General features: G+C 67.2%; 30 protein-coding genes. 17 read left to right on the forward strand and 13 right to left on the reverse strand.

Annotated features, from left to right (window positions below):
• The first annotated feature begins 18 nt into the window (after positions 1 to 18).
• Entirely contained in the window at positions 19 to 1,416 is a 1,398-nt protein-coding gene (locus tag AC1DS0_RS04160) for an amidase (protein WP_476813123.1), read from the forward strand.
• On the opposite strand, the gene AC1DS0_RS04165 is transcribed toward AC1DS0_RS04160, so the two are convergent.
• Genes AC1DS0_RS04165 through AC1DS0_RS04185 form a run of 5 tightly spaced genes read right to left on the reverse strand, consistent with a single transcriptional unit; the run spans position 1,417 to position 3,328 of the window.
• The gene (locus tag AC1DS0_RS04165) at positions 1,417 to 1,830 is read right to left on the reverse strand and encodes a DUF1801 domain-containing protein (protein WP_476813124.1); all 414 of its coding nucleotides are present in this window, start codon (positions 1,828 to 1,830) and stop codon (positions 1,417 to 1,419) included.
• A 26-nt stretch (positions 1,831 to 1,856) separates the two neighbouring features.
• Complete coding sequence (locus AC1DS0_RS04170; protein ID WP_476813125.1) at positions 1,857 to 2,309, reverse strand: DUF1801 domain-containing protein; 453 nt, start codon at positions 2,307 to 2,309, stop codon at positions 1,857 to 1,859.
• 10 nt (positions 2,310 to 2,319) lie between these two features.
• Positions 2,320 to 2,541 carry a hypothetical protein gene (locus AC1DS0_RS04175; RefSeq protein ID WP_476813126.1) on the reverse strand — a complete coding sequence of 74 codons (222 nt, stop codon included), beginning with the start codon at positions 2,539 to 2,541 and terminating at the stop codon, positions 2,320 to 2,322.
• Positions 2,542 to 2,579: 38 nt separating this feature from the next.
• Entirely contained in the window at positions 2,580 to 3,008 is a 429-nt protein-coding gene (locus AC1DS0_RS04180) for an SRPBCC family protein (RefSeq protein WP_476813127.1), read from the reverse strand.
• Positions 3,005 to 3,328 (reverse strand): ArsR/SmtB family transcription factor, encoded by a 324-nt coding sequence (locus AC1DS0_RS04185; RefSeq protein ID WP_476813128.1) that lies wholly within the window; start codon positions 3,326 to 3,328, stop codon positions 3,005 to 3,007. The genes AC1DS0_RS04180 and AC1DS0_RS04185 overlap by 4 nt, the downstream gene beginning before the upstream one ends.
• A gap of 199 nt (positions 3,329 to 3,527) precedes the next feature.
• On the opposite strand from AC1DS0_RS04185, the gene AC1DS0_RS04190 reads away from it, so the two are divergent.
• Positions 3,528 to 4,328, forward strand: coding sequence for an SDR family NAD(P)-dependent oxidoreductase (locus tag AC1DS0_RS04190; protein WP_476813129.1), 801 nt, complete (start codon positions 3,528 to 3,530; stop codon positions 4,326 to 4,328).
• A gap of 20 nt (positions 4,329 to 4,348) precedes the next feature.
• Here the strand turns inward: AC1DS0_RS04190 and AC1DS0_RS04195 are convergent, their stop codons facing one another.
• Together AC1DS0_RS04195 and AC1DS0_RS04200 are read right to left on the reverse strand one after the other, a co-directional pair.
• Positions 4,349 to 4,930, reverse strand: a complete 582-nt coding sequence (locus AC1DS0_RS04195) for a DUF4337 domain-containing protein (RefSeq protein ID WP_454024959.1) — start codon at positions 4,928 to 4,930, stop codon at positions 4,349 to 4,351.
• A gap of 80 nt (positions 4,931 to 5,010) precedes the next feature.
• Complete coding sequence (locus AC1DS0_RS04200; RefSeq protein WP_476813130.1) at positions 5,011 to 5,940, reverse strand: tyrosine recombinase XerC; 930 nt, start codon at positions 5,938 to 5,940, stop codon at positions 5,011 to 5,013.
• 90 nt (positions 5,941 to 6,030) lie between these two features.
• On the opposite strand from AC1DS0_RS04200, the gene AC1DS0_RS04205 reads away from it, so the two are divergent.
• Positions 6,031 to 7,077, forward strand: a complete 1,047-nt coding sequence (locus tag AC1DS0_RS04205; protein WP_476813131.1) for an MBL fold metallo-hydrolase — start codon at positions 6,031 to 6,033, stop codon at positions 7,075 to 7,077.
• 48 nt (positions 7,078 to 7,125) lie between these two features.
• Here AC1DS0_RS04205 and rnk read toward each other — a convergent pair whose 3' ends face one another.
• Complete coding sequence (gene rnk, locus AC1DS0_RS04210; protein WP_291671932.1) at positions 7,126 to 7,536, reverse strand: nucleoside diphosphate kinase regulator; 411 nt, start codon at positions 7,534 to 7,536, stop codon at positions 7,126 to 7,128.
• Between the two features lie 504 nt (positions 7,537 to 8,040).
• Positions 8,041 to 8,187 carry a hypothetical protein gene (locus AC1DS0_RS04215; RefSeq protein ID WP_476813132.1) on the reverse strand — a complete coding sequence of 49 codons (147 nt, stop codon included), beginning with the start codon at positions 8,185 to 8,187 and terminating at the stop codon, positions 8,041 to 8,043.
• 243 nt (positions 8,188 to 8,430) lie between these two features.
• Here AC1DS0_RS04215 and AC1DS0_RS04220 point away from each other — a divergent pair, with 243 nt between their 5' ends.
• Together AC1DS0_RS04220 and cynS are read left to right on the forward strand one after the other, a co-directional pair.
• Positions 8,431 to 9,372 (forward strand): pentapeptide repeat-containing protein, encoded by a 942-nt coding sequence (locus AC1DS0_RS04220; protein ID WP_476813133.1) that lies wholly within the window; start codon positions 8,431 to 8,433, stop codon positions 9,370 to 9,372.
• 98 nt (positions 9,373 to 9,470) lie between these two features.
• Complete coding sequence (gene cynS / locus AC1DS0_RS04225; protein ID WP_476813134.1) at positions 9,471 to 9,959, forward strand: cyanase; 489 nt, start codon at positions 9,471 to 9,473, stop codon at positions 9,957 to 9,959.
• A 21-nt stretch (positions 9,960 to 9,980) separates the two neighbouring features.
• Here cynS and AC1DS0_RS04230 read toward each other — a convergent pair whose 3' ends face one another.
• Together AC1DS0_RS04230 and AC1DS0_RS04235 are read right to left on the reverse strand one after the other, a co-directional pair.
• Positions 9,981 to 10,598 (reverse strand): glutathione S-transferase family protein, encoded by a 618-nt coding sequence (locus tag AC1DS0_RS04230; protein WP_476813135.1) that lies wholly within the window; start codon positions 10,596 to 10,598, stop codon positions 9,981 to 9,983.
• 153 nt (positions 10,599 to 10,751) lie between these two features.
• Positions 10,752 to 11,387 (reverse strand): class I SAM-dependent methyltransferase, encoded by a 636-nt coding sequence (locus AC1DS0_RS04235; protein ID WP_476813136.1) that lies wholly within the window; start codon positions 11,385 to 11,387, stop codon positions 10,752 to 10,754.
• A 210-nt stretch (positions 11,388 to 11,597) separates the two neighbouring features.
• Between AC1DS0_RS04235 and AC1DS0_RS04240 the strand changes: the two genes are divergently transcribed.
• The 5 genes from AC1DS0_RS04240 to AC1DS0_RS04260 all read left to right on the forward strand — a co-directional run bounded on the left by AC1DS0_RS04240 (position 11,598) and on the right by AC1DS0_RS04260 (position 16,387).
• Positions 11,598 to 13,337 carry an alkaline phosphatase gene (locus AC1DS0_RS04240; RefSeq protein ID WP_476813137.1) on the forward strand — a complete coding sequence of 580 codons (1,740 nt, stop codon included), beginning with the start codon at positions 11,598 to 11,600 and terminating at the stop codon, positions 13,335 to 13,337.
• A 21-nt stretch (positions 13,338 to 13,358) separates the two neighbouring features.
• Complete coding sequence (locus tag AC1DS0_RS04245) at positions 13,359 to 13,829, forward strand: hypothetical protein (protein WP_476813138.1); 471 nt, start codon at positions 13,359 to 13,361, stop codon at positions 13,827 to 13,829.
• A complete protein-coding gene (locus tag AC1DS0_RS04250) occupies positions 13,807 to 14,532 on the forward strand; it encodes an ABC transporter ATP-binding protein (RefSeq protein ID WP_476813139.1) in 726 nt (241 codons plus the stop codon). The genes AC1DS0_RS04245 and AC1DS0_RS04250 overlap by 23 nt, the downstream gene beginning before the upstream one ends.
• The gene (locus tag AC1DS0_RS04255; protein ID WP_476813140.1) at positions 14,529 to 15,764 is read left to right on the forward strand and encodes an FtsX-like permease family protein; all 1,236 of its coding nucleotides are present in this window, start codon (positions 14,529 to 14,531) and stop codon (positions 15,762 to 15,764) included. Before AC1DS0_RS04250 ends, AC1DS0_RS04255 begins: the two co-directional genes overlap by 4 nt.
• A gap of 65 nt (positions 15,765 to 15,829) precedes the next feature.
• A complete protein-coding gene (locus AC1DS0_RS04260; protein WP_476813141.1) occupies positions 15,830 to 16,387 on the forward strand; it encodes a L,D-transpeptidase in 558 nt (185 codons plus the stop codon).
• A 2-nt stretch (positions 16,388 to 16,389) separates the two neighbouring features.
• Here AC1DS0_RS04260 and AC1DS0_RS04265 read toward each other — a convergent pair whose 3' ends face one another.
• Positions 16,390 to 17,685 carry a DUF3422 family protein gene (locus tag AC1DS0_RS04265; RefSeq protein WP_476813142.1) on the reverse strand — a complete coding sequence of 432 codons (1,296 nt, stop codon included), beginning with the start codon at positions 17,683 to 17,685 and terminating at the stop codon, positions 16,390 to 16,392.
• A 151-nt stretch (positions 17,686 to 17,836) separates the two neighbouring features.
• Between AC1DS0_RS04265 and AC1DS0_RS04270 the strand changes: the two genes are divergently transcribed.
• From AC1DS0_RS04270 to AC1DS0_RS04290, 5 genes are all read left to right on the forward strand, one after another.
• On the forward strand, positions 17,837 to 18,463 hold the full coding sequence (locus AC1DS0_RS04270) for a hypothetical protein (RefSeq protein ID WP_476813143.1): 627 nt from the start codon (positions 17,837 to 17,839) through the stop codon (positions 18,461 to 18,463).
• 112 nt (positions 18,464 to 18,575) lie between these two features.
• Complete coding sequence (locus tag AC1DS0_RS04275) at positions 18,576 to 19,076, forward strand: hypothetical protein (RefSeq protein ID WP_476813144.1); 501 nt, start codon at positions 18,576 to 18,578, stop codon at positions 19,074 to 19,076.
• A 5-nt stretch (positions 19,077 to 19,081) separates the two neighbouring features.
• Positions 19,082 to 19,237: a hypothetical protein gene (locus AC1DS0_RS04280; protein WP_476813145.1), complete on the forward strand. Its 156-nt coding sequence runs from the start codon at positions 19,082 to 19,084 to the stop codon at positions 19,235 to 19,237.
• A gap of 135 nt (positions 19,238 to 19,372) precedes the next feature.
• Complete coding sequence (locus AC1DS0_RS04285; RefSeq protein ID WP_476813146.1) at positions 19,373 to 20,299, forward strand: ABC transporter ATP-binding protein; 927 nt, start codon at positions 19,373 to 19,375, stop codon at positions 20,297 to 20,299.
• Positions 20,296 to 21,057, forward strand: a complete 762-nt coding sequence (locus AC1DS0_RS04290) for an ABC transporter permease (protein ID WP_476813147.1) — start codon at positions 20,296 to 20,298, stop codon at positions 21,055 to 21,057. Before AC1DS0_RS04285 ends, AC1DS0_RS04290 begins: the two co-directional genes overlap by 4 nt.
• Before the next feature lie 16 nt (positions 21,058 to 21,073).
• On the opposite strand, the gene AC1DS0_RS04295 is transcribed toward AC1DS0_RS04290, so the two are convergent.
• Positions 21,074 to 22,756: a methyl-accepting chemotaxis protein gene (locus AC1DS0_RS04295; RefSeq protein ID WP_476813148.1), complete on the reverse strand. Its 1,683-nt coding sequence runs from the start codon at positions 22,754 to 22,756 to the stop codon at positions 21,074 to 21,076.
• A gap of 181 nt (positions 22,757 to 22,937) precedes the next feature.
• Between AC1DS0_RS04295 and AC1DS0_RS04300 the strand changes: the two genes are divergently transcribed.
• Complete coding sequence (locus AC1DS0_RS04300; RefSeq protein ID WP_476813149.1) at positions 22,938 to 24,560, forward strand: peptide chain release factor 3; 1,623 nt, start codon at positions 22,938 to 22,940, stop codon at positions 24,558 to 24,560.
• Positions 24,561 to 24,710: 150 nt separating this feature from the next.
• Entirely contained in the window at positions 24,711 to 26,087 is a 1,377-nt protein-coding gene (locus AC1DS0_RS04305; protein ID WP_476813150.1) for a S41 family peptidase, read from the forward strand.
• The last annotated feature ends 14 nt before the right edge of the window (positions 26,088 to 26,101 follow it).

The following is a 26,101-nucleotide window of genomic DNA, read 5'->3' on the forward strand; positions in this document are numbered from 1 at the left end:
GCTTGCGGAGTTCCAGTCATGATCGAGTTCGCCGATCTCAGCGCCGTCGACATGCTCCGGGCCTTCCGCTCGCGCGAGCTCTCGCCGGTCGAGGTCACGCAGGCGGTGATCCAGCGTATCGAGCTCTGGGAGCCGTCGCTGAAGGCGCTCTACGCCTATGATCCCGAGGGCGCCCGCGCCGCGGCGAAGGCGAGCGAGGGCCGCTGGCGCCGGGGCGAGGCGCTGCCGCTCGACGGCGTGCCTTGCACGATCAAGGAGAACATCGCGACCAAGGGCGTGCCGGTGCCGCTCGGCACGGCGGCCATGGAACTTAGCCCCGCCGCGGCCGACGCCCCGCCGGCGCAGCGCCTGCGCGAGGCCGGGTGCGTCATCCTCGCCAAGACGACCATGCCCGATTACGGCATGCTCTCCTCCGGCCTGTCGAGCTTCCACGAACTGGCGCGCAACCCGTTCGATCTCTCGAAGAACCCGGGCGGCTCCTCGGCTGGGGCGGGCGCAGCGGGCGCAGCGGGCTACGGGCCACTTCATGTCGGCACCGATATCGGCGGCTCGATCCGGCTGCCGGCCGGCTGGTGCGGCTTGGCCGGCCTCAAGCCGAGCTTCGGCCGGGTGCCGATCGACCCGACCTATTACGGTCGCGTCGCCGGGCCGATGACCCGCACCGTCGCCGACGCGGCGCTGATGATGCGCGAACTCTCAAAGCCGGATGAGCGCGATCCGATGAGCCTACCGCCGCAGGACATTGCCTGGGACGAGCTGGAGCGCGAGCCGCGCGGGCTCAGGATCGGATTTCAGCTCGAAGCCGGCATCGGCCTGCCGGTCGAGCCGGAGGTGAGGGCGGCGATCGCCAGGGCGGCCGATGCCTTTCGGAGAGTGGGAGCGATCGTCGAATTGGCGCCGCCCTTCCTGACGCAGGACATGCTCGACGGGCTCGACGATTTCTGGCGCCAGCGCGCCTGGGCCGAGATCGGCGCTCTGCCACGCGAGCGGCAGGATAAGGTGCTGCCCTATATCTACGCCTGGGCCGAGCGCGGCCGTTCGCTGACCGGGGCGCAGGTGCATCGCGGCATGAGCCAGATGCTGGCGATCCGCCATGCGGCGCTGAAGGCGATCGCGCCCTTCGACTATGTGCTGTCGCCGGTCTCGCCGGTGCCGAGCTTTGCCGCCGAGCTGGCCTCGCCGATCCACGATCCCGAGCGGCCCTTCGAGCACATCGTCTTCACGGTCGCGGCCAACATGTCGGACCAGCCGGCGATCTCGGTCCATGCCGGCATGACCGCGTCCGGCCTGCCGATCGGCCTGCAGATCACCGGCAAACGCTTCGACGATCTCGGCGTGCTGCAGATGGCGCGGGCCTGGGAGCGTCTGCGCGGGCAGGGGCCGGAATGGCCGCGCGCTCCCCGGCACGCGGGTTGATCAGGCCTTCTTCGGTTTCTTTCCAGCGGTGTTCAGCGCTACCGCAGCGCGAATGAGCGCCGCCAGCGCCGTCTCGTCGATCGCGGCGCCCTCATGGATGTCGATGGCGCGCCTCGCATTGCCGTCGAGGCTGGAATTGAACAGGCCGGTGGGGTCGGGCAGCGAAGCGCCCCTGGTGAAGGTCAGCTTGACCGCGCCCTTATAGGTCTCGCCGGTGCAGATGATGCCGGCATGCTCCCAGACCGGCACGCCGCGCCATTTCCAGGTTTCCTCGACCTCGGGGTCGGCTTGCCTGATGATGGCGCGGACCTTTGCGAGTGCCGCCCCGCGCCAGTCGGTCAGTTCCGCGATCCGGGCATCGATCTGCTCGGAGGCCGAGGCTGCATCGCCGGTCTTGTCGTTTGTCTGCTTCATGGGGCGGGATATCCTCGTAATCGTCGTCACATCTTCTCGCCCGGCAAGGCGGCAGCCTGCTTCACCCAGGCGGTGAAGCGGGCTTCGTCGAGTTCGTCATCTTCGCGGATGTCGAGATAGCGCACCTCCTTCTGCTTGGAGGTGCCGGGCGGGACGGGATCGAGCGAGGCGCCGCGGAAGAAGGCGACCTTCACGTATTTTGCGAAGACATGGAGGCCGAGGAACCAGTGGCCGTCCTCGACGCCATAGAGCGGCGAGTTCCACTTCACCGCCTTCCTGACGCCGGGGACGGCGCTGGTGATCAACGCATCGAGGCGGGAGCCGAGCGCGCTCTTCCAGCCCGGCATCGCGGCGATATAGGCCTGCACCGGCTCTTCGCCATAGCCCTTGGCGATCTGCGGATTGCCGCCCGAGAGCAGGACGGGCAGTCCGTCTCCTGCTCTCGGCTTCGCTGCCGCCTTCGAGGTCTTGCCGGCCATGGCTCCGTTCCTAGCCTTCCGCCCGCCGCCCTTGTCGCCAGCCGGCGGCATAGGGCAGGGCGAACATGTAGAGGCCCGAGAACATCAGCAGGAACAGCGGCGGCAGCGGGGAGTAGACGATCCAGGCTGGTGGCTGCCCCAGTGCCATGGCGATGAAATTGGCGATGACGGTTGCCGTGAAGATGATGGCGAGCCAGCGATGGCCCTGCCGGATAGCGTCGTTCCAGGTCAACGAGACCTCCTTCTCGATATGAGGGCCAGGGCGAGCATTCACGCTTCGCGTGCGAGCAGCTCTTCCAGCTTGCCGAGGAATTCCTGCCAGCCGGCCCGGGCGCCGCCGAAAGCCTGCTTCTGCTCCGGCCGGAAGCCGGCCTGCTCCATGCGCAGCAGCGTGCCCTTGGGCGTCGGGGTCAGGGTGAAGGTCACCGTGCTCTTCAGGTTGAAGGCCGGATCGTCATGGGCGAAGTCCCAGCTGTAGGACAGCGTCCGGTTCGGCTCGATGTCGAGGACCTCGCAATCGAGCACGCCGCCCCACTCGCCGCGCAGGTTGAAGCGATGGCCGACGACCGGCGCGAAGTCGTTCTTCATCAGCCATTCCGCGATCAGGTGCGGCTGAGTCAGGGCGCGCCAGAGCTTCTCCGGCGGATGGGCGATCTCGCGCTCGACGGTGACGGAGCGGGTCTGCGTGGCGGTGGTCATTGGTCCATCTTTGCGAGCAAATTTTCGAGGTCGTCGAACCGCGCCTCCCAGAAGCCGGCCATCTGGCTGGTCCAGTCGATCAGCGGGGAGAGCGCGCCGAGCTGGGCGCTGTAATGGGTCTGGCGGCCGGCCTGGCGGTCGCGCACCAGCCCGGCCTGCTTCAGTACGCCGAGATGCTTCGAGACGGCCGGCTGCGAGACGCCGGCCTGCGGGGTCAGCGCCCCGACAGTCAGCTCGCCGTCGCGGCACAGGCGCTCGAAGATGGCGCGCCGGGTCGGGTCGGCGAGCGTCCTGAACAGCATGTCGTGAGCGTCTGCCATCTCAATCAATAACCCGTTGGCTATGAGTTGATTCATAACCAGCGAGATATGAGTTAGTCAAGCGCCCTCGCGAGCAAAGCAGAACGGGGGTGTTACAGGTGCGCTGGACCGGGGCGGATGGCTCGCGCAGGATGCTTTACGAAAGCGCAGGGAATGTCRCTGTCGGCGCCCCTGCGATCCTGCCTTCGAGGAACCCACCATGGATCTGATGCTGAACGGCAAGCGCGCTCTGGTCACGGGCGGCAGCAAGGGGATCGGCCGCGCCATTGCGCGGCAGTTGGCGCTGGAGGGCGTCGACGTCGTCATCGCGGCGCGCAACCAGGCGGAGCTCGACGCTGCCGCGGCCGAGCTGGCGCTGGAGACCGGTCGCAAGATCGTCGGCCTCACCGTCGATACGCAGGACGATGCCTCGGTGAAGGCGGTCGTGGCCGGCACCGTTGCGGCGCTGGGCGGGCTCGACATCCTCGTCAATGCTGCGGCCAAGCCCGGCGGGCAGGCGGCGCCGCCCAAGCTCGCCGAGATCACCGACGCGCTGTTCTTCGACGACGTCAACGTCAAGGTGATGGGCTATCTCAGGATGGCCCGCGAGGCCGCGCCGGTGATGGCGGCGGGTGGCTGGGGCCGGATCATCAATATCAGCGGGCTGGCGGCGCGCCTGACCGGCTCGACCATCGGCTCGATCCGCAATGTCGCGGTCGCGGCGCTGACCAAGAACCTCGCCGACGAACTCGGTCCGCAGGGCATCAACGTCACCGTGGTGCATCCCGGCACGACACGCACGGAGAAGACGCCGGGCGTGGTCGCGGCACGGGTGGCGGCGTCAGGGCTGGCACCCGAAGAGATCGAGCGCCGCATGGCCGCCAATGTCACGATCGGCCGGCTGGTCGACATGGCCGAGGTCGCCGACATCGTCGCCTTCCTGGCCTCGCCGCGCAGCGTCGCGATCAATGGCGATGCGATCGCTTGCGGCGGCGGCTCGAAGGGCGCGATCCACTACTGAGCGGTCGCGCCTTCGTTTGACTAGAACAGCGCGGTCGGCGCGACCTCGGCGATGATCATCAACGCGAGCCCGAGGGCACCCAGGCCGACGCCGGTCCAGGCGAGCAGGGCGACGCCGGTGATGATCGCAGCGGAAGAGACGACGATCGCGATCTGCAGCAGGCCCGAGACGATGTCGTATTTGTCGTCGCGGGCGCTGGAGATATCGCGCTTGGCTTCGGCCGCCTTGGCGCGGACGATCAGCTCCTTGCGGCCCTCATTGGTCTCCGGCTCGGACTCGTAGCGGGCGATCGTCGCCTTCCAGCCGTCGATGCGCTTTTGCAGGCGCTCGCGCACGGCCGGATCAGTCGCGCCGGCGAGCTCGACTTCCATCGCGTCGGCGGCGGTGCGCAGCGTCGTGCCGCGGATCGTCTTGGCCTGGAAAAAGGCCCAGAGATTGGAGGCTTCGATGTTCTTCGCCAGCGCGTCCTGCTCGGCGTTCTTGCCGCCGATCTCGGAGAAGGCGAGCAGGAGCGCGAGAATGCCGATCAAGAGCGCGATGCGCTTGTTGATCTTGCTGGTCGGCTGGTTTTCTTCGGTGACGTCTGGTGCGGCTGAAGCCATCTTTGATTCCCCCGGAAAGGCCGGGCGTGATGGCCGGTTCACGTGACGGAATCAAGACGATTTTACCGAAGGTAAGGAGCTTACCCCCGAGCGCGTGGGTGGGCGGAATCATAGGCCGCCAGCAGGCGAACTGAATCGATGCGGGTGTAGATCTGCGTCGTCGAGAGCGAGGCGTGGCCGAGCAGCTCCTGGATGGCCCGCAAATCGCCACCGCGGCCGAGCAGATGGGTGGCGAAGGAGTGGCGCAGCGCGTGCGGTGTCGCGCTGCCCGGCAGTCCGAGCGAGCCGCGCAGCCCCTCGACCGCGAGCTGGATGATCCGCGGCGAGAGCGGTCCGCCCTTGACGCCGACGAAGAGCGGCCCCTCCGGCGCCAGCCGCCACGGGCATTGCGCGAGATAACCGGCGATCGAGTCGACCACCACCGGCAGCACCGGCACCATCCGGGTCTTGCCGCCCTTGCCGAGCACGGTCAGCGCATCGGCGGTGCTGACCGGCGCCTGCGAACGCTGGAGGCCGAGCGCCTCGGAGATGCGCAGGCCGCTGCCATAGAGCAAGGAGAGCACGGCGGCGTCGCGAGCCAGCACCCAGTCGGGCCGCTCCTCGCCAGCGCGGCTGTCGGCCTTGGTCACAGCCGCCGCGGCCTTGGCATCGAGCGGGCGGGGCAAGCCCTTGCCGAGCCGCGGTCCGCGTGTCGCGGCGAAGGCGGCGGCGGTCAGCCGGCCGCTGCGCTCGCCGAAACGGGCGAGCGAACGTAGCGCTGCAAGCTGGCGCATCAGCGTGCGGTTGCCGACGCCGTCGCGGCGGCGATAGCCGAGAAAGGCGCGTAGGTCCGCCGGCTTCAAAGCGGCGACCGCCTTCAGCGACGGGGGCGCATCGAGATGATGCGTGAGGAAAGTGGCGAATTGCTCGATGTCGCGGCCATAGGCCTCGAGCGTCTTCGGCGAGAGCCGGCGCTCATGACCGAGATGGGCGAGCCAGTCGTGCCGGAGGGTGTCGAAATCGCTCATCATGCGATCTTGCCGCGCGAGGCTTAACAACCGTTGTCCGGCGCGATCATCGCCTGCTACGAACCCTGCAGACATTGTTCAGGGCTGACCAAATTGCACGCTCCCGATCCGCACGGCCTGACCTTCCCTTTTCCCGAACCGCCGGCACCGGGCCAGCTGATCGAGGTTGCGCCCGGCATCTTCTGGGCCAGGATCGCGCTGCCGTTCCGGCTCGACCACGTCAACATCTACCTGATCGAGGATGGCGACGGCTTCGCCGTGATCGACACCGGCATCGGGGACGAGGCGACCAAGCAGGCCTGGCTCGCGCTGATGGCCGGGGCGCTCGCCGGCAAGCGGCTGACCCGGCTCTTCGTCACGCATTTCCATCCAGACCATATCGGTCTCGCCGGCTGGCTCTGCGAGCGCTTCGGCACGCCGCTCCTGACGAGCCAGACCGGCTATCTCGGCTGCCTCAACATCTCGCTCAGCCCGGGCGCTTCGGAGGCGCCGGTCTACAAGCAGTTCTATCAGCGCCACGGCCTTTCGGCCGAGGTGACGCAGGTCGTCTCGACTTTGGGCCATGGCTATCTCCGGCAGGTCACGCCGCTGCCGCCGACCTTCACCCGCGTCGTCGCCGGCGACGTCTTGCGCATCGGTGGGCGTGATTTCTTCGTGCTGGCGGGCGATGGCCATGCGCCGGAGCAATTGATGTTCCATTGCCCGGAGGCGAACGTCTTCCTGGCGGCCGACCAGGTCCTCGCCAAGATCACGCCGAACATCAGCGTCTGGGCGGTGGATGCGGAAGGTGATCCGCTCGGCCTCTATCTGCGTTCGCTACGCGCGCTGCCGCAGGCGATCCCGGCGGGGACGCTGGTCCTGCCCGGGCACCAATTGCCGTTCTATGGATTGCAGGAGCGCTGCGCCGCGCTCAGCGCCCATCACGCCGAGCGCTGCCGGCTGATCGCGGGCGCAGTGGCCAAGGGGCCGCATTCGGTCGCCGAACTGGTGCCGGTGATGTTCACGCGGCCGCTCGACCCGCACCAGCTCTCCTTCGCCTTCAGCGAGGTCTTCGCGCATGTGAACGCGATGCTGCGGCTGGGCGAACTGCGCTGGGCTGAGCCGCAGGGCGAGATCATGAAGGTGATGGCGGCCGGCTGAGGGCGGCCTCCTCCCCGTCGCAAGCGAGGGGAGGAGGTTCTCATTCGCTCAAGCCGCCGCCATGGCGGGTTGTTCGACCGCCGTCACCGTCAGGACATGCTTCTTGCCGTCGCGAGCGGTCCAGGCGATCGACTGGCCGGCGGCAAGGCCGATCAGCGCCGCGCCGATCGGCGTCAGCACTGAGATGCGGCCCTGCTCGATATCGGCCTCGCCGGGATAGACGAGCTGGACGCGGCGATGCTGGGCGCTGTCCGAATCGAAGGTGACGAAGGAGCCCATGCGCACGACGTCGGCCGGCAGCTTGGCCGGCGCGACGACCTTGGCGCGGTCCATTTCTGCGAGCAGTTCCTCGGCGACCTCCGGAATACGCTCGAGCGCGGTGGTGGCGAGGCCGGTCAGGCGCTCATGGTCGATCTCGCCGACGATGATCTTCGGCTTGCGATGGGTCTTCTGGTTCAGCTGGGTCATGGGTCTGGTGTCCTGCGATGACGCGCGCGACGGCGGCGCCAGGGCGCGACCGGCAAGGTCTAGGAAGTTCTTTTTTGGGGGGAGACGCCTTGGAAGATCGTGCTGCCATCACGGCGGACAGCATCGACGGCACCCCTGGACTCGGGGCGCGCTCGGGCCGAGTCCGGGGCTAGGATTCCGCGATCGGGGCGACCCGGAATACGAGGCGATGCTTCGTCGTCATACCCATAGAGTTGGGGGCGGCCGGCCTGCTGTCAAGGCCGGGCAGCCCGCCACCGGCCGATGACGATGTGGCGGCAAGTTGGCCTGCGAGCAAGTCATCGAGAGGGGCGATGGCCTGGTCGGATGGTTTGTGGGGACAGGCTTGCGGGGCGGCTCAGCGTCGCGCTTGCGGGCGGCGCACCGGAACCGGGATCGGCTTCAGCTGTGGCTGCGCCGGAGCGAGGAGGGCGCCGAGGCGGAGAATGAAGCGGGCCAGCAGATCCATGACGTCCCTCAGTTCCGGGCGATGAAGACGGTGGGAATCAGTTCGCCGCCGTCGACCTTCACCGCATCGTTTCCAGCAATATGGTGCTTCGATGTCGACGGCGCCACTGTGTCGGCCGCAGCCGTGAACAGGATCGACGGCAGAAGCTGGTTCATCGGCGCTGGCATCCCGCGTTGCAGATACAGCTCAGGATCGCCCTGAAAATACTTCAAATGCCTTACGCTACAGAGGGTTATCGACCCGTAGCCTTAACGATGTGCTGCGCCGGGCAATGAAACTCGCGGATAGACGGACCATCGACGCGAGGGCTCGGACGCTTTTGCGAGCAAAGCAGCGATTGAACCCTGTCGGCGGCTCGCATATGGCTAATGAATCGTTAACCGGGGCGTCATCCGAATATGGCCAGCCTGTTCCGGCTCGTGCCCGATGCACGCGCCGAACTTCTGCAGCTGAATTCCTGGGCTCGGCCGCATCAGGCCGGCTTTGCCGCTGCGCAACGCGCGGCGCGTTATGGCGCGGCCGGACCGGAGGCTTCCGCCTTCATGGCGGCGCGGCGCGAGGCGATTCTGGCGCGGCTCGGCGAGGGCGCTGCGGCCTGGAATGGCTGGGCCGGTGAGATGACCCGCCTGCGCGGCCGAATCGGCGCCGACGGCGCGCTGCTGGCGCTCTGGCGCCTCTTCGCCGATGTCGAGCTGGTCGACGAAATCTTCGAGGGTGATTTCAATGTCGCCGGCATCATCTTTCCGGCGGCGGCGCGCTTCGCCGGTAGCGCCTTCTGCGGCGATGCCTGGTTCTCCGAGGCGCATTTCCATGGGCCGGCGAGCTTCCGCGATGCCAGCTTCCGCGCCGATGCCTTCTTCGATCGGGCGCATTTCGCCGGGGATGCCGATTTCGGCGCGGCGACCCTGCACGGGACGGCGGAGTTCCGCGACATGCGCTGCGAGGGCGTAGCGTGCTTCGTCGAGGCGGAATTCGTCGGCGATGCCTGGTTCCGGGGCTCCCGCTTCGATGGAGTGACGCAGTTCCGCGGCGTGCGCCATGCCGGCGAGGCGGGCTTCGGCGATTGCCGCTTCGCGGGCGCGGCCGATTTCGGCGAGGCCGAGTTCGCCGGCAATGCCGGCTTCGAGGAGGCGCGGTTCGGGCAGATGGCGAACTTCGCTGCTGCTCGTTTCGACCGCGGCGCCTGGTTCAGCAATGCCGCCTTCGACGGCCGCTCGAATTTCGAGCGGGCCCGCTTCCGTGGCCGCCGGCATTTCGAGGGCATTTCGCTGGCGGCGCAGGTCTCCCCGGTCGCGCAGCAGATCGCGGCGCTGGAGCAGTTCCGGTTCGTCCGGCGCTGAGCGTACGCCCACAGCATCTCTCCCGGCCCTTCTGGCCCACAGCTTGCTAGTCGTCCTGCCGACCGCCGCGATCGGCGGCTGCGATTGGCGAGGACGAGATGAAGCGCGAAGAGCTCACCGAGAAGATTCTCGACATCAAGCGCGAGAAGGGCTGGAGCTGGAAGCACATCACCGACGAGATCGGCGGCATGTCTGAGGTGCTGGTGATCGGCGCCCTGCTCGGCCAGATGAAGCTGGTGAAGCCTCTCGCCGAGAGGGCCGCCGCCCTCTTTGGCCTCTCGGAAGCCGAGAAACGCATGCTCAACGAGGTGCCCTATCGCGGCACCGGCACGCCGATGCCGCCGACTGACCCGCTGATCTACCGCTTCTACGAGATGGTGATGGTCAACGGCCCCGCCTGGAAGGCGCTGATCGAGGAGGAGTTCGGCGACGGCATCATGTCGGCGATCGACTTCAACATCGCCTTCGAGCGTGAGCCGAACCCCCGGGGCGACCGGGTCAGGATCGCCATGTCCGGCAAGTTCCTGCCGTACAAATACTACGGCAACGAACAGGGCATCCCGGACTATGGCTTCAAGGAGGAGTGAAGTCGCTCAAGCCAGCTTGTCTCAGGGGACTTGGCCGGGCTCGAGCGTGCCGTCCTTCTGCATGGTCCGCTGCAGCCCCGGCCGCTCCAGCATGCGGCCCATATAGGCCTCGAACACCGGCAGGCGCGGCAGCACGCCGACGATGTTCATGCCGAAATGGATGCCTGCGCCGAGCTGGGTGTCGGCGGCGGTGAAGCGCTCGCCGGCGGCGTAAGCGTGTTCGCCGAGCCTCTTGGCGAGATTGGCGACCGTGTCGGCATGCGAGCCGAAGGAGAAACCGCGCGACTCGTACTGGAACTTGTGGACGGAGGTCGCGATGATCGGATCGAGCACGGCGTCGGTATAGACCAGTGACGTCAGGAAAGCTGGGCGGTCGGCATCGCCGACGGCAGGCGCCAGCCCGGCTTCCGGGAACTGCTCGGTGAGATAAAGGCAGATCGCGGCGCGCTCGGTGACGGTGGTGCCGTCATGGACTATGGCCGGTACCTTCTTGTGCGGCTGGATGGCGCGGTAGCTCTCCGGCGGGCCGCCCTGCGCGCGGATGTCGACGATCTTCATCTCATAGGGCTGGCCGAGCTCCTCGAGCAGCCAGAGGATCGAGAAGGAGCGCGATTGCGGCGCGTGATAGAAGGTCAGCATGGCGATGTCCCTTTCTGCGTTTCCCTGAGGGTTGGCGAGGCTGATAGGGGCGTTGCATGTCAGGAGTTGTCAGGATGGACCTGACTTGCCTGACGCTCCCTGATCGGAACGCGCGCAGGGGCGAATAGCTCCGCCTGATCTTGGCCGCTCGGGCTATGTCTTGCGAGCGACGATGAAGGGGCGGCTGTCCTTGCCCCTGCTAGCATGGCGTTCCGTGCTCAGGATTTCGAAGCCTGCGGCCGCGATGAGGCTGGCCAGCTCCTGTGCAGTGAAAACGCCAGCATGGGGCGCCTTTCCGACCATCTGCATGAGCGGCAGCGCAAGCCGGATCAGCGGGTTCACGTCACCGAGGCAGGGTGTCTTGGAGATGAACAGGCCGCCTGGCTCGAGCAAGGTGTGGATGTCGCGCAGCGTGCCGGCGAGGTCGCGGACCAGGTGGAGATAGTTGAAGGCGAGGGCAGCATCGAACCGTATCGCCTCGGCGGCGAGCGTCTCCGCCGTTGCCGTGTGGAAGGCGAGCGCAGGGACCGGGCACGCGGCGTGCTTTTCCCCGGCAATCGCGATCATCCCCGCGGAGATGTCCGTCGCGAGATAGCTGCCCGCGTCGCCCGCAAGCCGCAGCGCCGTGGTCCCGGTGCCGCAGCCCAGTTCCAGCACCCTGTCCGTCGGCTTCAGCAGGAGGTGGGTCCGCTCCAGGGTGCGCTCGTATCCGGCCTGATCGGAGATCCGGCTCCTGGCATAGCGTCGCGATGACCTGTCCCAGAAGCTGGCATCGCTTGCCGCGCTCATGTCGCATCCTCAATTTGCTGGTGGCTCGGCGCGGGCCCTGGCGCCTGCGTCGGGAGATGACCTCATCGATGACGTGCGTTCAAGCTGCAGGCCCGCGGCCGATTCAATTGTTATAATGTTACAAATACTGGTCGGCGCATAGTAATCATAGTGTCATCTCGCCCGCCTAACGGACCGGCGACCGGGCTTTCACAGGGGCTGAGAGATATCATGCAGAAGCGAACTTGGCTGATGGCGGCGGCGATGCTCGCCAGTGTGGTGCCGGCGACGGCGCAGACCATCTATCCGCTCAACCGCGCCGAGATCCTCGAGGGCTCGCGCTTCGACTTCAAGGTCGAGTTCCCGAACGCCCCGGTCTCGGCCGACGTCAAGGTCACGATCAATGGCAAGCCGGTGAACGAGGCCTTCGGCCGCGAGGCCCAGTTCGTCCAGAGCGAGGAAGGCCAGAAGCATTCGGCGCTCTGGCTGCGCGGAGCCCAGCTGCCGGCCGGCCAGTACGTCATCGAGGCGACGCAGGGCAGCGAGAAGGCGACCGTCAACTGGACCGTCTACGCGACCCCTGAGCGCAAGGCCAAGAACGTCATCCTCTTCGTCGGCGACGGCATGTCGGTGGCGCACCGCACCGCGGCGCGCATCCTGTCGAAGGGCTGGGAGCAGGGCCTCTATGGCGGCGAGCTCGCCATCGACGACATGCCGAACATGGCGCTGATCTCGACCTCGGGCACCGACTCGATCGTCACCGACAGCGCCAACTCCGCCAGCGCCTACACCACCGGCCACAAGTCCTGCGTCAACGCGCTCGGCATCTACTGCGCCAAGAACGCGCTGACGCTCGACCATCCCAAGGTCGAGACGATCTCCGAGGTGATCAAGCGCAAGCGCTCGGGCATGGCGATCGGCGTCGTCACCAATTCCGAGATCGAGGATGCGACCCCGGCCTCGATGGTCGCCCATACCCGCCGGCGCTCGGACTTCAACGACATCGTCAAGATGTTCTTCGACGTGCAGCCCGACGTGATCATGGGCGGCGGCTCGCCGAACTTCCTGCCGAAGTCGACCCCGGGCACCAAGCGCACCGACGATCTCGACTTCATCGCCAAGTTCAAGGAGGCGGGCTACGCCCTCGCCACCACCAAGACCGAGATGAACGCCGCGGTCGCTGGCGGCTCCAAGAAGCTGCTTGGCCTCTACAACACCTCGAACATCGACGGCGCCTTCGACCTGCGCCTCGCCAAGAAGGGGTCGATCTCGAAATTCCCGGATCAGCCGGACGTGGTCGAGCAGACCAAGGCCGCGATCGAGATGCTCAAGGGCGCGCAGGACGGCTTCTTCCTGATGGTGGAATCGGCCCGCATCGACAAGTACAGCCATTCGCTCGACTGGGAGCGCGCGGTGTTCGACACGATCATGCTCGACAATGCCGTCAAGGCGGCCAAGGACTTCGCCGGCGATCGCAACGACACGCTGATCATCGTCGTGCCGGACCACGCCCACCCGATCTCGATCATCGGCACCTATGACGACGATCGCCCGGGCCAGTTGCTGCGCGACAAGCTCGGCACCTACAACGAGTCGCTGCCGCCGAACTACGGCCCGCGCGATGCCGACGGCTATCCGACCAAGGTCGACACCTCGCGCCGTCTCGCCGTCGCCTTCGGCAGCTATCCGGACACCTGCGACACCGGCCGGCCCTATCTCGATGGCGAGCGCGTCCCGGCGGTGAAGGGCCCGGACGGCAAGACCAACGTCGCCAACGAGAAGGACTGCACCGGTCCGCTCGCCACCCGCAAGCAGGGCAACCTGCCTTTCGACGCCAACTCCGGTGTCCATGCGGCCGACGACGTGCTGCTCACCGCCATGGGCCCGGGCGCCGAGCGCTTCCGCGGCCACAAGCCGAACGTCTTCGTCTTCCGCGTCATGGCGGAGGCGCTGGCCCTCGGCGGCAAGTGAGCTAGAGTTGGGGCAGGACGCATGATCTCGCATCGGCCGCACCTGCTCCCGACGCTTTCCCGCCGCGGGCTCCTCACCGGGCTCGCGGCGCTGCCCGTCTCGCTGTCTGCGTTTGCCGCGGACGCGGATACGCTGACCTTCGACGGGCTCTACAAATCCTTCGGCGTGCTCGGCTTCCAGTTCTCCGATCGGGCGACCTCGCTGCGTGGCAAGCCGGTCAGGATGGTCGGCTACATGGCGCCGCCGCTGAAGCCGGAAAGCCATTTCTTCGTGCTGACGCGCGAGCCGCTGGCGATCTGCCCGTTCTGCCAGTCCGATGCCGACTGGCCGGTCGACATCGTCGTGGTGTTCATGCGCGCGGCGACGCCGATGGTCAGCGCCGGCCAGAAGGTCGCGGTCAGCGGCCGGCTCGAGATCGGCTCCTCGACCGATGCCGAGACCGGCTTCGTCAGCCAGATCAGGCTCGTCGATGCCGGCTTCCACAGTGTCTGAGCGGCTGGCCGGCGCGGCGCGGCCGCTGCATTTTTCCGGCATCCAGGTCGATCATCGCGATGGCGACGGGCGGCCCTTCCGGGTGCTCGACATCCCCGATTTCATGGTGCCACCCGGAGCGCTGATCGGCCTGCGTGGGCCGTCCGGCTCGGGCAAGACCTCGCTGCTGCATCTCGCCGCCGGATTCTTCCTGCCCGATGCCGGCAGCATCGGCTGGGGCGATGTCGTAGTGTCCGCGCTGCCGGGTGCGGCGCGCGATCGCTGGCGGCGCGAGACTGTCGGCTTCGTCTTCCAGGATTTCCACCTCGTGCCCGAGCTCGATGTGCTCGCCAACATCACCTTGCCGGCGAGCTTTTCAGGCTGGCGGCAGACGAGCGATCAGGTCTCGCGCGCCACTGTGCTCGCCGGGCGCATGGGCCTCACCGATCTGCGGCGGGGCGCCGCCGTGCTCTCGCGCGGCGAGCAGCAGCGTGTCGCGATCGCACGGGCCTTGTTCAATGCACCCGCGCTGATCCTGGCCGACGAGCCGACGGCAAGCCTCGATCCGGCGCATGCGGCCGAGGTCGGATCCCTGCTGGTCGAGGTCGCCAAAGAAAGCGGCGCGACGCTGCTCTGCGCCTCGCATGACCCGGCGCTGCTGGCGCGAATGCAGCAGGTCGGGATGATTGGCGATGGCCCGTTCCAACTGAAGGCGGCCGCGTGAACCCGCTGCCGATGGTCATCGCCGATCTCCGGGCGCTGCGCTGGACGGCGGCGGCGATCGTGACGCTGGTCGCGCTGGCGGTGGCGATCGGTGTCGCGATCGGTGCGCAGGAGCGGGCGCTGCGCCAGGCCTCGGCCCGGGCCGCCGATGATTTCGACCTCCTGATCGGCGCACCCGGCAGCCAGACGCAACTCGTGATGTCGGCGATCTATCTGCAGCCGGAGGCGCTGCCGCTGATCGACGGGCGATTGCTGAACGAACTCGCCCGTGATCCGCGCGTCGCTGCCGTGGCGCCGCTTGCCTTCGGCGACATCGCCCGCGGCCATCCGGTGATCGGCACTACGCTCGCCTTCGCCGGCCGCTGGGGTCGTCTGCAGCCGACCGAAGGCCGGCTGTTCGCGCGCGAGGGCGAGGCTGTGCTTGGCGCCGATGTCACCTACAAGCTCGGCGACCAGATCGAGCCGTCGCATGCCATCGCCGGGCATTGGCCGAAGCGCGGCGTTGCCGACGCGGAAGAGGCGAGCCATCGCCATGAGGGGCATGCCTATGTTGCGGTCGGCCGCCTGCCGCGGCTGGGCTCGCCCTTCGACCGAGCGATCCTGGTGCCGGTCGAGAGCGTCTGGGAGGTGCATGGGCTCGGCAATGGCCATGCCGGCGAGGTTGCCGCGCTCGGCCCGCCCTTCGACGGCCAGCGCATTCCCGGCGTGCCGGCCCTGGTGGTGAAGCCGAAGGCGGTCGCCGACGCCTATGCGCTGCGGGCGCGCTATCGGCAGGGCGGCACCATGGCCTTCTTCCCGGCCGAGGTGCTGGTCGGGCTCTATCGTACGCTCGGCGATGTCGGGCAGGTGCTCAGCGTCGCCTCTGTGCTCAATGCGGTGCTGATCCTGGCGGCGATTTTCCTGCTGCTCGTCGCGGTGACCGGGCTGCGGCGGCGCCGCTATGCCGTGCTGCGCGCGCTCGGGGCACCGCCGGCCTACGTGCTGCTGGTGGTCTGGCTCGGCATGGCCGGGCTGGTCGCGGCCGGCTGCCTCGCCGGCCTCGGCCTCGGCGCCGCCGCCACACTTGCGGTCTCCGGCCTGTTCGAGGCGCAGACGGGCTTAAGGCTCTCCTTCGCTCTCGGCTCGGCGGAACTCGCCCAGGTCGGCCTGATCCTGCTGCTCGGCTCGCTGGCCGCACTGATTCCGGCGGCGCTGTCCTATCGCCGTTCGATCACCGCGGGCCTCCGCGGCTGATCCGGGGTTGACCCTGCTTTGCTTCTTCCGGTTAACTCCCGGCGGGGGGCGTTGCAGGGATGATCATGCTGCGCGCCATTGTTCTTATCGTCACCAGTCTCGCTTTCTGCGCACCCGCTTACGCCTATTCCAACGCGCTCAGTCGCGGGGTCGCCGATTTTCTCAACATCTTCAGCGAACAGCCGGTGCCGCGCCAGGTCGTGCCCTGGAGCGGCAAGCAAACGCCCGGCACGGTCGTGGTCTCGACCAGCCAGAGGCGGCTCTATTATGTGCTCGGGCAGGGGCAGGCGATCCGCTATGGTGTCGGCGTCGGCCGGCAGGGCTTCAGCTGGTCCGGCACCAAGACCGTCACGCGCAAGCGCGAATGGCCGGACTGGCGCCCGCCCGCGGCTATGCTGAAGCGCCGGCCCGACCTGCCGCGCTACATGGAAGGCGGAATGGAGAACCCGCTCGGAGCGCGGGCAATCTATCTGGGATCAAGCTTCTACCGCATCCATGGCTCGAACGAGCCCGACACGATCGGTGCGGCGGTCTCGTCCGGCTGCATCAGGATGACCAATCGCGACGTGACGGATCTCTATGATCGCGTCAGGACGGGGACCAAGGTCATCGTTCAGCGCTAGCGTCAGCCATCGCTATGGCCGTGCCGGATGCGCCGGACCATCAGCCAGACGCCGACAATCGCGACGGGCACGAACAGAGCGGTCGCGATGCCGACATCAACAGGCAGGTAGCCGGCATCTTTGGCGCCCTTCGCGAGATAGCCGAACAGGCTGACGACGTAATAGCCGATCGCCGCGACCGAGAGACCCTCGACCGTCTGCTGCAGGCGCAATTGCAAACGGGTGCGGTCGTTCATCGCCGAGAGCAGGTCGCGGTTCTGCTGTTCGAGGGCGACGTCGACGCGGGTGCGCAGCAGATTGGCGGCGCGGGCGAGCCGGCGCGACAGGTCGAGCTGCCGTTGCTGCAGCATCTGGCAGGTGCGCATCGCCGGAGCCATGCGCCGCGACAGGAAGGCGGCGATGGTCGGCCAGCCGCCATAGGGCGCCTCGTCGATCGCTTCCAGGCGCTGGCCGACGATGCTGTCATAGGCGCGGCTGGCGCCGAAACGGTAATTCGAGGACGCGGCTTCCGACTCCATCGTCGCGGCGATCGCGGTCATCTCGTCGAGCAGGGCATTGTCGGCGGCGAGCCCGTCGGTCTGCATCATCGTCCCGGCGATGCGCACCAGCACCTCCTCGGTGCGGCGCACGGAGGGGGCGAGACGATGAGCCTCCGGCAGGCCGAGCAGGGCAAGCACGCGATAGGTCTCGACCTCCATCAGCCGCTGTACAAGCGCGCCAGCCTTTGCCGATGTCAGAGCCCGGTCGAGCACGAGGATGCGGACGAAGCCGTCGGCGCCGGCGCGGAAATCGGTCGCGGCGATCGCCGCTTCGCCATCGACCAGCGAGGCGGCGAGGCTGGCCGCATCGAACACCGTGTCGAGCTCGGGCGCCGCCCGTTCCGGCAGCAGATGCAGGTCGATCGACGCCAGATGCGGCCCCGGTTGCGGCAGGGTGTGCATGCCGTGCGGCAGGATGGTGGTCGCCGGCAGGAAGGGCACCGAGCCGGGGGAGGACAATTCCCAGGTATAGGTGGTGAACTCGCTGTGCTGTTCCCAGCGCAAGCTGGTTTCGCCGAGCTTGGTGCGATGATGCTTCGCCCCCTCGGCCGGACCCGGCACGCCGCGCTCGGCGCAGAAGCGGGCAAGGGCCTCGCGATCGGTGGCGGCCTGCGCCTGGTCGGTCATGAAGGCGAAGTGCAGGAGTCGCTGCGGGGTCGAGAGCGGCGCGAAGGGGCGGGCGTGGATCTCGCCGAGGATGGCGCCGCGCGACGAATGCGCGACGAGCGGCGCAGCAACGCTCTCGGTCGTCTGGTCCATGCCGTCCTGCCCCTTTGCGCGCTCGCCATTTGGCTTGTCCGCGCATCCGGAACCTTGCCGGAAAGCGAAGAGCCCGACGAGTCGGGCACGGTGTCGCAAGGGCGGCGCGCTGGTGACATGATCCGGCGTCGTCGCTGCCTAGGCTCATCTCATGCCGTTGCCCAACCGCATCCGTCCCGATGGTTCGCTCTTTGCCGATCCGGCGCGCGGCCTGCTGTTCGGCAATCGCGGCGGCAAGTTCCATGATCCGGCGACGAAGGCATTGCCGACACGGCTGTTCGCGACGAAGCAATGGATCTGCTGCGTGCTCTCCTTCAAGGGCCGGCAGCGCGATGTCTGGGGCCGCTACTATACCGAGCTGTTCTTCTGCGACGAGGTGACGGCGCTCGCGGCCGGGCATCGTCCTTGCGTCGAATGCCGACGCAGCGACGCGCATGCCTACCGCGCGGCGCTGGTCGCAGGACTCGGACTTCCCGAACTGCCGCTCTTTCCTGCGATCGACGAGCGGCTCGATCGTGAGCGGCGCGACGGCAAGCGCAAGCGTCTGCATCGACTGCCCGCAGAAAGCCTGCCGGATGGCGCGATGTTCGCCACGCCCGAGGGCGAGTTCCTGGCCTTGCGTGGCGACAAGGCCCTGCTCTGGTCGCCCTCTGCTTACGTCGCGCGCCGGCCGCGCCCGTCCGGTCCGGTCGCCGTCGTCACGCCGCCGACATCTCTGGCCGCGCTTGTGAACGGCTATCAACTTCTCTGGCATCCGAGCGCCGTCGAACTGGCCTGAATCGCGGCTACCCCGCCTTGTCATCGCCGCGGGCTGTGGCACACCCTCGCGCCTGGCGGATCACGGTGCGCGCAGGGGCGCGGGACCCGGCCGATCCCGGGGGAGGACACTCATGTTGCGGAAGATCGTCTGTGCGCTGGCCTTGGCGCTCGCCGGTTTCAGCGGCTCGCCGGCCTTTGCCGGGGCACTGCAGATCACCGATGCCGACCCGGTCGCGGTCGTCACCGTGCCGGACGCCTGGACCACCGCGAAGATCAAGCGCGGCGTCGAGATCAGGACGCCCGACGAGGAGATCTATCTCTGGTTCGAGCTGATTGCGCCCGCCGAGCTCGACACGCTGCAAAAGGAGCACAACGTCTATTTCGAGAAGGAAGGCGTGACGATCACCGGCGCCTCCGACACGGTGAAGCAGGAGGTCAAAGGCAAGGCCTGGTCGTTCACCGAGCTCAAGGCCAAGAGCAAGGACGGCGAGTCGCTGATCCGCTACATCGCGATCAATCCGAACGTGGCGAGCGGCAAGATCATCATGATGACCTATTGGGCCTCGCTCGAGGGCCACAAGACGCATGATGCGGCGATGTCGGCGATCATCGACAGCATCGCCTATAAATAAGATCGATGGCGGGCGTTGGAACCGCCGGCCTGTCCGCGACGTTGTCCCGTCATCTTCATCCGATGACAATCAAGGGGTTAGCGTCGATGCGTTCGATCATTCTGTGGCTGGTGGGCATTCCGATCCCGATCATCATCCTGCTCTGGTTCTTCATGCGCTGACAGGATCTGGTAGAAGGACTTGCTATGGCCGGGCTTGCCCGGCCATTCTTATGCCGCGGGATGTCGTGCCGGCAGGGCGAAACGGCACCATCCCGCCTTCACCCATTTGCCGCGCTGCGAGTATAGCCTTCGCCCATGCAACCAATCATCCAGATATCCGGCCTGTCGAAGACCTATGCTTCGGGCTTCCAGGCGCTGAAAACCGTCGATCTCGACATCAGGCGCGGCGAGATCTTCGCCCTGCTTGGGCCGAACGGTGCCGGCAAGACGACGCTGATCAGCATCGTCTGCGGCATCGTCCGGCCGAGCACCGGCACGGTCCTCGCCGACGGCCACGACATCATCCGCGACTACCGCGCGGCGCGCAGCCGGATCGGCCTTGTGCCGCAGGAGCTGACCACCGACGCCTTCGAGACGGTCTGGGCGACGGTCTCGTTCAGCCGCGGCCTGTTCGGCAAGCCGAAGAACCCGGCCATCGTCGAGCAGGTGCTGCGCGACCTCTCGCTCTGGGACAAGCGCGACAGCAAGATCATGACGCTGTCGGGCGGCATGAAGCGGCGCGTGCTGATCGCCAAGGCGCTGGCGCACGAGCCGCAGATCCTCTTCCTGGACGAGCCGACCGCCGGCGTCGATGTCGAGCTGCGCCAGGACATGTGGAAGCTGGTGCGGCGCCTGCGCGACGACGGCGTCACCATCATCCTGACCACGCATTACATCGAGGAGGCCGAGGAGATGGCCGACCGGGTCGGCGTGATCAGCAAGGGCGAAATCATCTTGGTAGAAGATAAAGCCGAGCTGATGCGCAAGCTCGGCCAGAAGCAGCTCACCTTGCACCTCCAGACCCGACTCGACGCGGTTCCCGAGGCGCTGTCCGGCTACGGGCTGACGCTGCAGGCCGAGGGCGAGGAGCTCGTCTACACCTACGACACCAAGGCCGAGCGCACCGGCATCACCGCGCTGATGAAGGACCTGGCCGAGGCCGGCATCCGCTTCAGCGATCTGCGCACCAGCCAGTCCTCGCTCGAGGACATCTTCGTCGGCCTTTTGAGGGCGAACGCATGAACCTGCACGCAATCAAGGCGATCTACCGCTTCGAGATGGCCCGCACCTGGCGCACGCCGCTGCAGAGCGTGCTCTCGCCGGTGATCTCGACCTCGCTCTATTTCGTCGTCTTCGGCGCGGCGATCGGCTCGCATATGCAGGCGATCGACGGCGTGCCCTATGGCGCCTTCATCGTGCCGGGCCTGATCATGCTCTCGCTCCTGACGCAGAGCATCGCCAACGCCTCCTTCGCGATCTATTTCCCCAAGTTCGTCGGCACGATCTTCGAATTGCTCTCTGCGCCGATCGCCTGGTGGGAGGCGGTCTTCGCCTATGTCGCGGCGGCGGCGACGAAGTCGGTATTGCTTGGCCTGCTCATCCTCGCCACCGCCTTCCTGTTCGTGCCGCTGAAGATCGCCCATCCCGTCTGGATGCTGCTCTTCCTGATCCTGACGGCTACGACCTTCAGCCTGTTCGGCTTCATCATCGGCGTCTGGGCGGATGGCTTCGAGAAGCTGCAGGCGATTCCGCTGCTCGTCATCACGCCGCTGACCTTCCTCGGCGGCTCGTTCTACTCGATCGACATGCTGCCGCCGTTCTGGCGGGCGGTGACGCTGGTCAATCCGGTCGTCTATCTGATCAGCGGCTTCCGTTGGAGCTTCAACGGCACGGCCGATGTCGGGATCGCGGTCAGCCTCGCCATGACACTGGTCTTCCTCGGCACCTGCATCGCGGTGACCGCCTGGATCTTCAAGACCGGCTACCGGCTGAAGAACTGAAGATTGGGCGGCCGCTTCAGGCTGCCTTGATCTGGCTGAAGAAGGTCGCGACGGCGCCGCGCAGCACCTCCGCCTCGCGCGCCAGGTTCTCGGCGGTGCGCAATGTGTCCGAGGCGGCGCTGGTCGCCTCGCCCGAGGCGGCGGCGAGGCTGACCAGCGCCAGGGCCGCGGTCGCGGCACCATCCGCTGTCGCCTGGGCGTTGCGGGCGATTTCCGAGGTCGTGCTCTTCTGCTGCTCGGTCGCGGCGGCGATGGCGCCGGTATGCTGCGAGACGTCCGTGATCGTCGCGGCGATCGCGCCGATCGCCGCGACGGCATCCCTGGCCTCGCCGCGGAAGGTTTCGATCTGGCTGGCGATGCCGTTCGTCGCCTCGGCGGTCCGGCTCGCCAGGGTCTTGACCTCGGCGGCGACGACGGCAAAGCCGCGCCCGGTCTCACCGGCGCGGGCAGCCTCGATCGTCGCGTTGAGCGCGAGGAGATTGGTCTGCTCGGCGATGTCGCGGATCAGGTCGATGACGCTGACGATGCGCTCGGAGGCCTGCGCGAGACCATCGACGCGCCGACTTACCCCCTGGGCGTCCCGCGCGGCGCTGCTGACCATGGCGCTCGCACGCGTCACGCGGTCGGCAATCTCGGCGATCGAGTTGGACAGCTCTTCGGCCGCGACGGCGACGTGCTGGACCTTGTCGGAGGCGTCCTGCGAGGCGTTCTGCGCCCCGTCGATCTGAACGGTGCGGGCGCTGGCGATCTCGCTCACCGCCCGCGCTGCGCCTTCGAGCGTATGGGCGCCGGTTTCGACGGTCTCCAGCGCGTCGGCGAGGCGCGCATCGAAGGCGGCGACGACCTCGGCGATTCGCTGCTGGCGCGCCGTGCGCCCGGCTTCGGTTCGCGCCGCGGCCGCTTCCAGCGTCTCGCGAGCCTGAGCATTTTCGCGGAAGACCTCGACCGAGCGAGCCATGGCGCCGATCTCGTCCTGACGGTGCACAAGCGGGACATTCGGGACGAGTTCGGCTGCCGCCAAGCTATGCATCGTCGTCGCAAGCCTGCGCAGCGGATGCGAGACGCGGCGATGCACGACAAGGAGCGCGAGGCCGAGGCCGACGACGATCGAAAGAACGCCGACGCCGATCTGCAGGTTGACGCTGTCGCGCTGCATCGCTTCGAGCCTGGCGTCGAGCGCGGTGCTACGACCGTCATAGCTACCCGCGATCCGCTTCAACGTCTCGTTGAGCGCTTTGCGATTGTCGCGATTGGCGTCGTCGTTTCCGGCTACGCGCGCCGCCATCGTGGCGCCCTGGCGCCCGAGCCGAACGATCTCGCGCCGGAACTGGATGAATTCCCGGACACGCGCTTCGAGGAGTTCGAAGTCGGCCCGTTCCTGCACCTCGATCAGCGGCTGCCATTCGGCCATCAGCAGTTCGATCTCGGCGAGGTCTTGCAGGAGCGGTGGGGCGAAACGCTCCGCTCCTATGGCGCCCTCGCTCATGTAGATGCCGCGCGATTCCATGACGACGGCGTTCACCAGCCCATTGATCCGCTCGGCGATAGCGGAGCGATGCGTGACCGACTGCATCTCGTTGGTCATCGTGGCATAGCGGCTGAGGCTATGCACGCCGAGGCCGATGGCGAGGGCGGCGGCGATGACGAGAAGCGCTATCGCGGCAAGGATCTGGCTCGAGATGGTGCGCAGCGTGGCCATCTGTGTCGCGACCGGCAGGCCGCGGCTTTGTCTCGGTGCGCAGCGGGGAACCCACCGCCCATAAGGGCATGGTTTGGTTAAATTTGCGTTGGGAGCGCCTGCGCTGCGCTGGCGGACCAAGGCGTCGCGATGACGCCTCGCCCGATTGACAGGAGGGGCGGCATCCTGTCTTGACCACGCCATGACCGATCTTTCGACCATCGACAGCGCGGCGGCTGCCGCGGCGCCCCATGCGCGCCGGCGGACCTTCGCCATCATCTCGCACCCGGACGCGGGCAAGACCACGCTGACCGAGAAGCTGCTCTATTTCGGCGGCGCCATCCAGCTCGCAGGCGAGGTGCGGGCCAAGGCCGGCCGGCGCCAGACCTCCTCGGACTGGATGAAGATCGAGCGCCAGCGCGGCATCTCGGTCGTCACCTCGGTGATGACCTTCGAATATGACGGGCACGTCTTCAACCTGCTCGACACGCCCGGCCACGAGGACTTCTCGGAGGATACCTATCGCACGCTGACTGCGGTCGACAGCGCGGTGATGGTGATCGACGCCGCCAAGGGCATCGAGGCGCGCACCAAGAAGCTGTTCGAGGTCTGCCGTCTCAGGGACATCCCGATCGTCACCTTCATCAACAAGGTCGACCGCGAGACGCGCGATCCCTTCGACCTGCTCAACGAGATCGAGACGACGCTGGCGCTCGACGTTGCGCCGATGACCTGGCCGGTGGGGCGCGGGCGCGAATTCGTCGGCACGCTCGATCTCGCCTCCAACACCTTGCGCCGCAACCAGAAGGGCGACGAGAGCGATGCGGGCCAGAAGGTCGATGGCGAGGACGACAAGCTCTTCGACGAGCTCCTGCCCCATGGCGCCGTCGACACCTTCCGTGAGGAGGTCTTCCTGGCGCGCGAGGGCTGCAAGCCCTTCGACCTCGAGGCTTTCCGCGAGGGCCACCTGACGCCGGTCTATTTCGGCGCGGCGCTGCGCGACTACGGCGTGCGCGACCTGATCGACGCACTCGGCAAGCTCGCACCGAGCCCGCGCGCGCAATCGGCCGACAAGCGGCTGATCGAGGCGGGCGAGCCGAAGATGACCGGCTTCGTCTTCAAGATCCAGGCGAACATGGACCCGAACCATCGTGACCGCATCGCCTTCATGCGGGTGTGCTCGGGCAAGCTCTCGCGTGGCATGAAGGCGAAGCTGGTGCGCACCGGCAAGCCGTTGCCGCTGAACGCGCCGCAATTCTTCTTCGCCCGCGACCGCTCGATCGCCGAGGAGGCCTTCGCCGGCGACATCGTCGGCCTGCCGAACCATGGCACATTGCGCATCGGCGACACGCTGACCGAGGGCGAGGAGATCGTCTTCCGCGGCGTGCCGAGCTTCGCCCCGGAAATCCTGCGCCGCGTCAAGCTCAAGGACGCGATGAAGGCGAAGAAGCTGCGCGAGGCGCTGCAGCAGATGGCGGAGGAGGGCGTAGTCCAGCTCTTCCTGCCGCATGACGGCGCGCCCGCCATCGTCGGCGTCGTCGGCGCGCTGCAGCTCGACGTGCTGAAAGAGCGCATGGAGGCGGAGTATTCGCTTCCCGTGGATTTCGAGCCCTGCCAGTTCGCGATCGCGCGCTGGATCTCCAGCGAGGACAAGGTCGCGCTGCAGAAATTCACGGCGGCCAAGCCGTCCTCGATGGCGGATGATCTCGACGGCGATCCGGTCTTCATGGCCTCGTCGCAGTTCACCCTGAAATACGACGCCGAGCGCGCGCCGGAGATCAGCTTCTCCGATGTGAAGGACTATCAGAAGGTGTCGGGGGGCTGAGCCAAGAGGCGGCAGCGCCGTGCTGCCGCCATCTGTCGCGATCGATGCTAAAGCGTGGCGCCATTCGGCGGAGACCGGTCAGCCATGCGACGAGACGGTGAGGTTCCCAGGCGCTCATGGCGCCGGCGTGGGCTCAGGCTCCTGGCTGGCATGGCGGCCTTGCTCGCCGTCGTCACAATACCGCTCGCCATCATCCTCTATCCGACGCTGAAGCCCTATCCGAAGGCGGATATCCCCGCGGCTGCCACGCAACGCGACAGGAACCTCCAGGACCTCGCCCATCTGCGCCGCCTGCCGGAGGTCGAGCGCAGCTTCACGGTGCAGAGCCGTGCGGCGTTCGGCCAGGCCATCGCCGCGCTCGAAGCAAAGGCCGGTGAGCTCGATCGGGCCGGGCTGGCAATGGCTGCGGCGAAGGCCGTGGCTCTGGCCGATAACGGCCATACCAATGTGCTCGGGCTTGCGGGCGACCGCGGCTTCAATGCCGTGCCGATCCGGCTCGGCTGGTTCGCCGACGGGCTGTTCGTGATCGCGACAGATGAGGATCGGCGCCATCTCCTCGGCGGACAGGTGCTCGGCGTCAACGGTCGCGCGACCGCCGCACTGGTCGAAGCGCTGCGTCCCTATGTCGGCGGGCCTGCCAATCTCGCCCGGGAGTTTGTGCCGAACCTCCTGATCTCGCCGGAGCTTCTGCATGCGGCTGGCCTGGCGGCGACGGCCAATGGCAGCATCTTGGAGATTCGCCTGGCCGGCGGAGGCGCTGGCTCGGTGGACATCGCGGCCAATGCCGCTACGAGGGCGCCTCACAATCGCTTTTTATGGCCGAAGGGCAATTTGAGTCCTCCAGGCCAGGCCAGCGGATGGCGGCATGTGCTGGATGGCATCGCGTTGCCGACTTATCTCACGCGCCTCGACGCGAATTACTGGCACGACTATCCGGCTGATGATCTGCTTTATGTCCAGATCAATCGGGTGGGCGATCAAGCTCCGGTCGGCCTATCCACCTATCTGTCCGGCGTGCTCGATGCCGCCGCGAAGAAGCCCATTCGCGATGCCATCGTCGATCTGCGTTTCAACTCCGGCGGCGACTACACCCTGACCGCGGATTTCACGCGCCGGCTGCCGGAGATTCTGCCTGCATCCGGCAAGCTTTTCATCCTGACCAGTGCGAACACGTTCTCGGCCGCGATCAGCACCGCGGCGAGGCTGAAGCATTTCGCCGGAGGGCGCGCCATCATTGTCGGCGAGGCCATGGGCGACCGCTCGCAATTCTGGGGGGAGGGCGGGCTCGCGCAACTGCCGAACGCGAAGATCGCGGTGCGCTACACCACCGCCTTCCACGATTGGGAGCATGGCTGCAGCCTGTCGCAGATCACGACCTGCTTCCTGCTGAACTACATCTACGGCGTGCCGGCCGGTGATCTCCGGCCGGCCGTGACCATTGCGCCTGGTTTCGCCGACTATGCCGCCGGCAAGGACCCCGTGATGGCCGAGGTCATGCGGCAGCTCGCAACACAGCAGGAGCGCTGAGGCGTCCTGTTCGC

The organism is Allobosea sp. P4_H5 (assembly GCF_056400825.1).

Bases quoted from the DNA above. Each gene is read 5' to 3' on its own strand.
- AC1DS0_RS04280 (WP_476813145.1), top strand. From the start codon at position 19,082: ATGGCGGGCGTTGGAACCGCCGGCCTGTCCGCGACGTTGTCCCGTCAT.
- AC1DS0_RS04285 (WP_476813146.1), top strand. From the start codon at position 19,373: ATGCAACCAATCATCCAGATATCCGGCCTGTCGAAGACCTATGCTTCG.
- AC1DS0_RS04240 (WP_476813137.1), top strand. From the start codon at position 11,598: ATGCAGAAGCGAACTTGGCTGATGGCGGCGGCGATGCTCGCCAGTGTG.
- AC1DS0_RS04180 (WP_476813127.1), bottom strand. From the start codon at position 3,008: ATGACCACCGCCACGCAGACCCGCTCCGTCACCGTCGAGCGCGAGATC.
- AC1DS0_RS04170 (WP_476813125.1), bottom strand. From the start codon at position 2,309: ATGGCCGGCAAGACCTCGAAGGCGGCAGCGAAGCCGAGAGCAGGAGAC.
- AC1DS0_RS04235 (WP_476813136.1), bottom strand. From the start codon at position 11,387: ATGAGCGCGGCAAGCGATGCCAGCTTCTGGGACAGGTCATCGCGACGC.
- AC1DS0_RS04270 (WP_476813143.1), top strand. From the start codon at position 17,837: ATGCCGTTGCCCAACCGCATCCGTCCCGATGGTTCGCTCTTTGCCGAT.
- AC1DS0_RS04295 (WP_476813148.1), bottom strand. From the start codon at position 22,756: ATGGCCACGCTGCGCACCATCTCGAGCCAGATCCTTGCCGCGATAGCG.
- AC1DS0_RS04305 (WP_476813150.1), top strand. From the start codon at position 24,711: ATGGCGGCCTTGCTCGCCGTCGTCACAATACCGCTCGCCATCATCCTC.
- AC1DS0_RS04260 (WP_476813141.1), top strand. From the start codon at position 15,830: ATGCTGCGCGCCATTGTTCTTATCGTCACCAGTCTCGCTTTCTGCGCA.
- AC1DS0_RS04230 (WP_476813135.1), bottom strand. From the start codon at position 10,598: ATGCTGACCTTCTATCACGCGCCGCAATCGCGCTCCTTCTCGATCCTC.
- AC1DS0_RS04265 (WP_476813142.1), bottom strand. From the start codon at position 17,685: ATGGACCAGACGACCGAGAGCGTTGCTGCGCCGCTCGTCGCGCATTCG.
- cynS (WP_476813134.1), top strand. From the start codon at position 9,471: ATGAAGCGCGAAGAGCTCACCGAGAAGATTCTCGACATCAAGCGCGAG.
- AC1DS0_RS04300 (WP_476813149.1), top strand. From the start codon at position 22,938: ATGACCGATCTTTCGACCATCGACAGCGCGGCGGCTGCCGCGGCGCCC.
- AC1DS0_RS04195 (WP_454024959.1), bottom strand. From the start codon at position 4,930: ATGGCTTCAGCCGCACCAGACGTCACCGAAGAAAACCAGCCGACCAGC.
- AC1DS0_RS04275 (WP_476813144.1), top strand. From the start codon at position 18,576: ATGTTGCGGAAGATCGTCTGTGCGCTGGCCTTGGCGCTCGCCGGTTTC.
- AC1DS0_RS04290 (WP_476813147.1), top strand. From the start codon at position 20,296: ATGAACCTGCACGCAATCAAGGCGATCTACCGCTTCGAGATGGCCCGC.
- AC1DS0_RS04220 (WP_476813133.1), top strand. From the start codon at position 8,431: ATGGCCAGCCTGTTCCGGCTCGTGCCCGATGCACGCGCCGAACTTCTG.
- AC1DS0_RS04165 (WP_476813124.1), bottom strand. From the start codon at position 1,830: ATGAAGCAGACAAACGACAAGACCGGCGATGCAGCCTCGGCCTCCGAG.
- AC1DS0_RS04200 (WP_476813130.1), bottom strand. From the start codon at position 5,940: ATGATGAGCGATTTCGACACCCTCCGGCACGACTGGCTCGCCCATCTC.
- AC1DS0_RS04250 (WP_476813139.1), top strand. From the start codon at position 13,807: ATGCCGGCTTCCACAGTGTCTGAGCGGCTGGCCGGCGCGGCGCGGCCG.
- AC1DS0_RS04185 (WP_476813128.1), bottom strand. From the start codon at position 3,328: ATGGCAGACGCTCACGACATGCTGTTCAGGACGCTCGCCGACCCGACC.
- AC1DS0_RS04190 (WP_476813129.1), top strand. From the start codon at position 3,528: ATGGATCTGATGCTGAACGGCAAGCGCGCTCTGGTCACGGGCGGCAGC.
- AC1DS0_RS04245 (WP_476813138.1), top strand. From the start codon at position 13,359: ATGATCTCGCATCGGCCGCACCTGCTCCCGACGCTTTCCCGCCGCGGG.
- AC1DS0_RS04215 (WP_476813132.1), bottom strand. From the start codon at position 8,187: ATGAACCAGCTTCTGCCGTCGATCCTGTTCACGGCTGCGGCCGACACA.
- AC1DS0_RS04160 (WP_476813123.1), top strand. From the start codon at position 19: ATGATCGAGTTCGCCGATCTCAGCGCCGTCGACATGCTCCGGGCCTTC.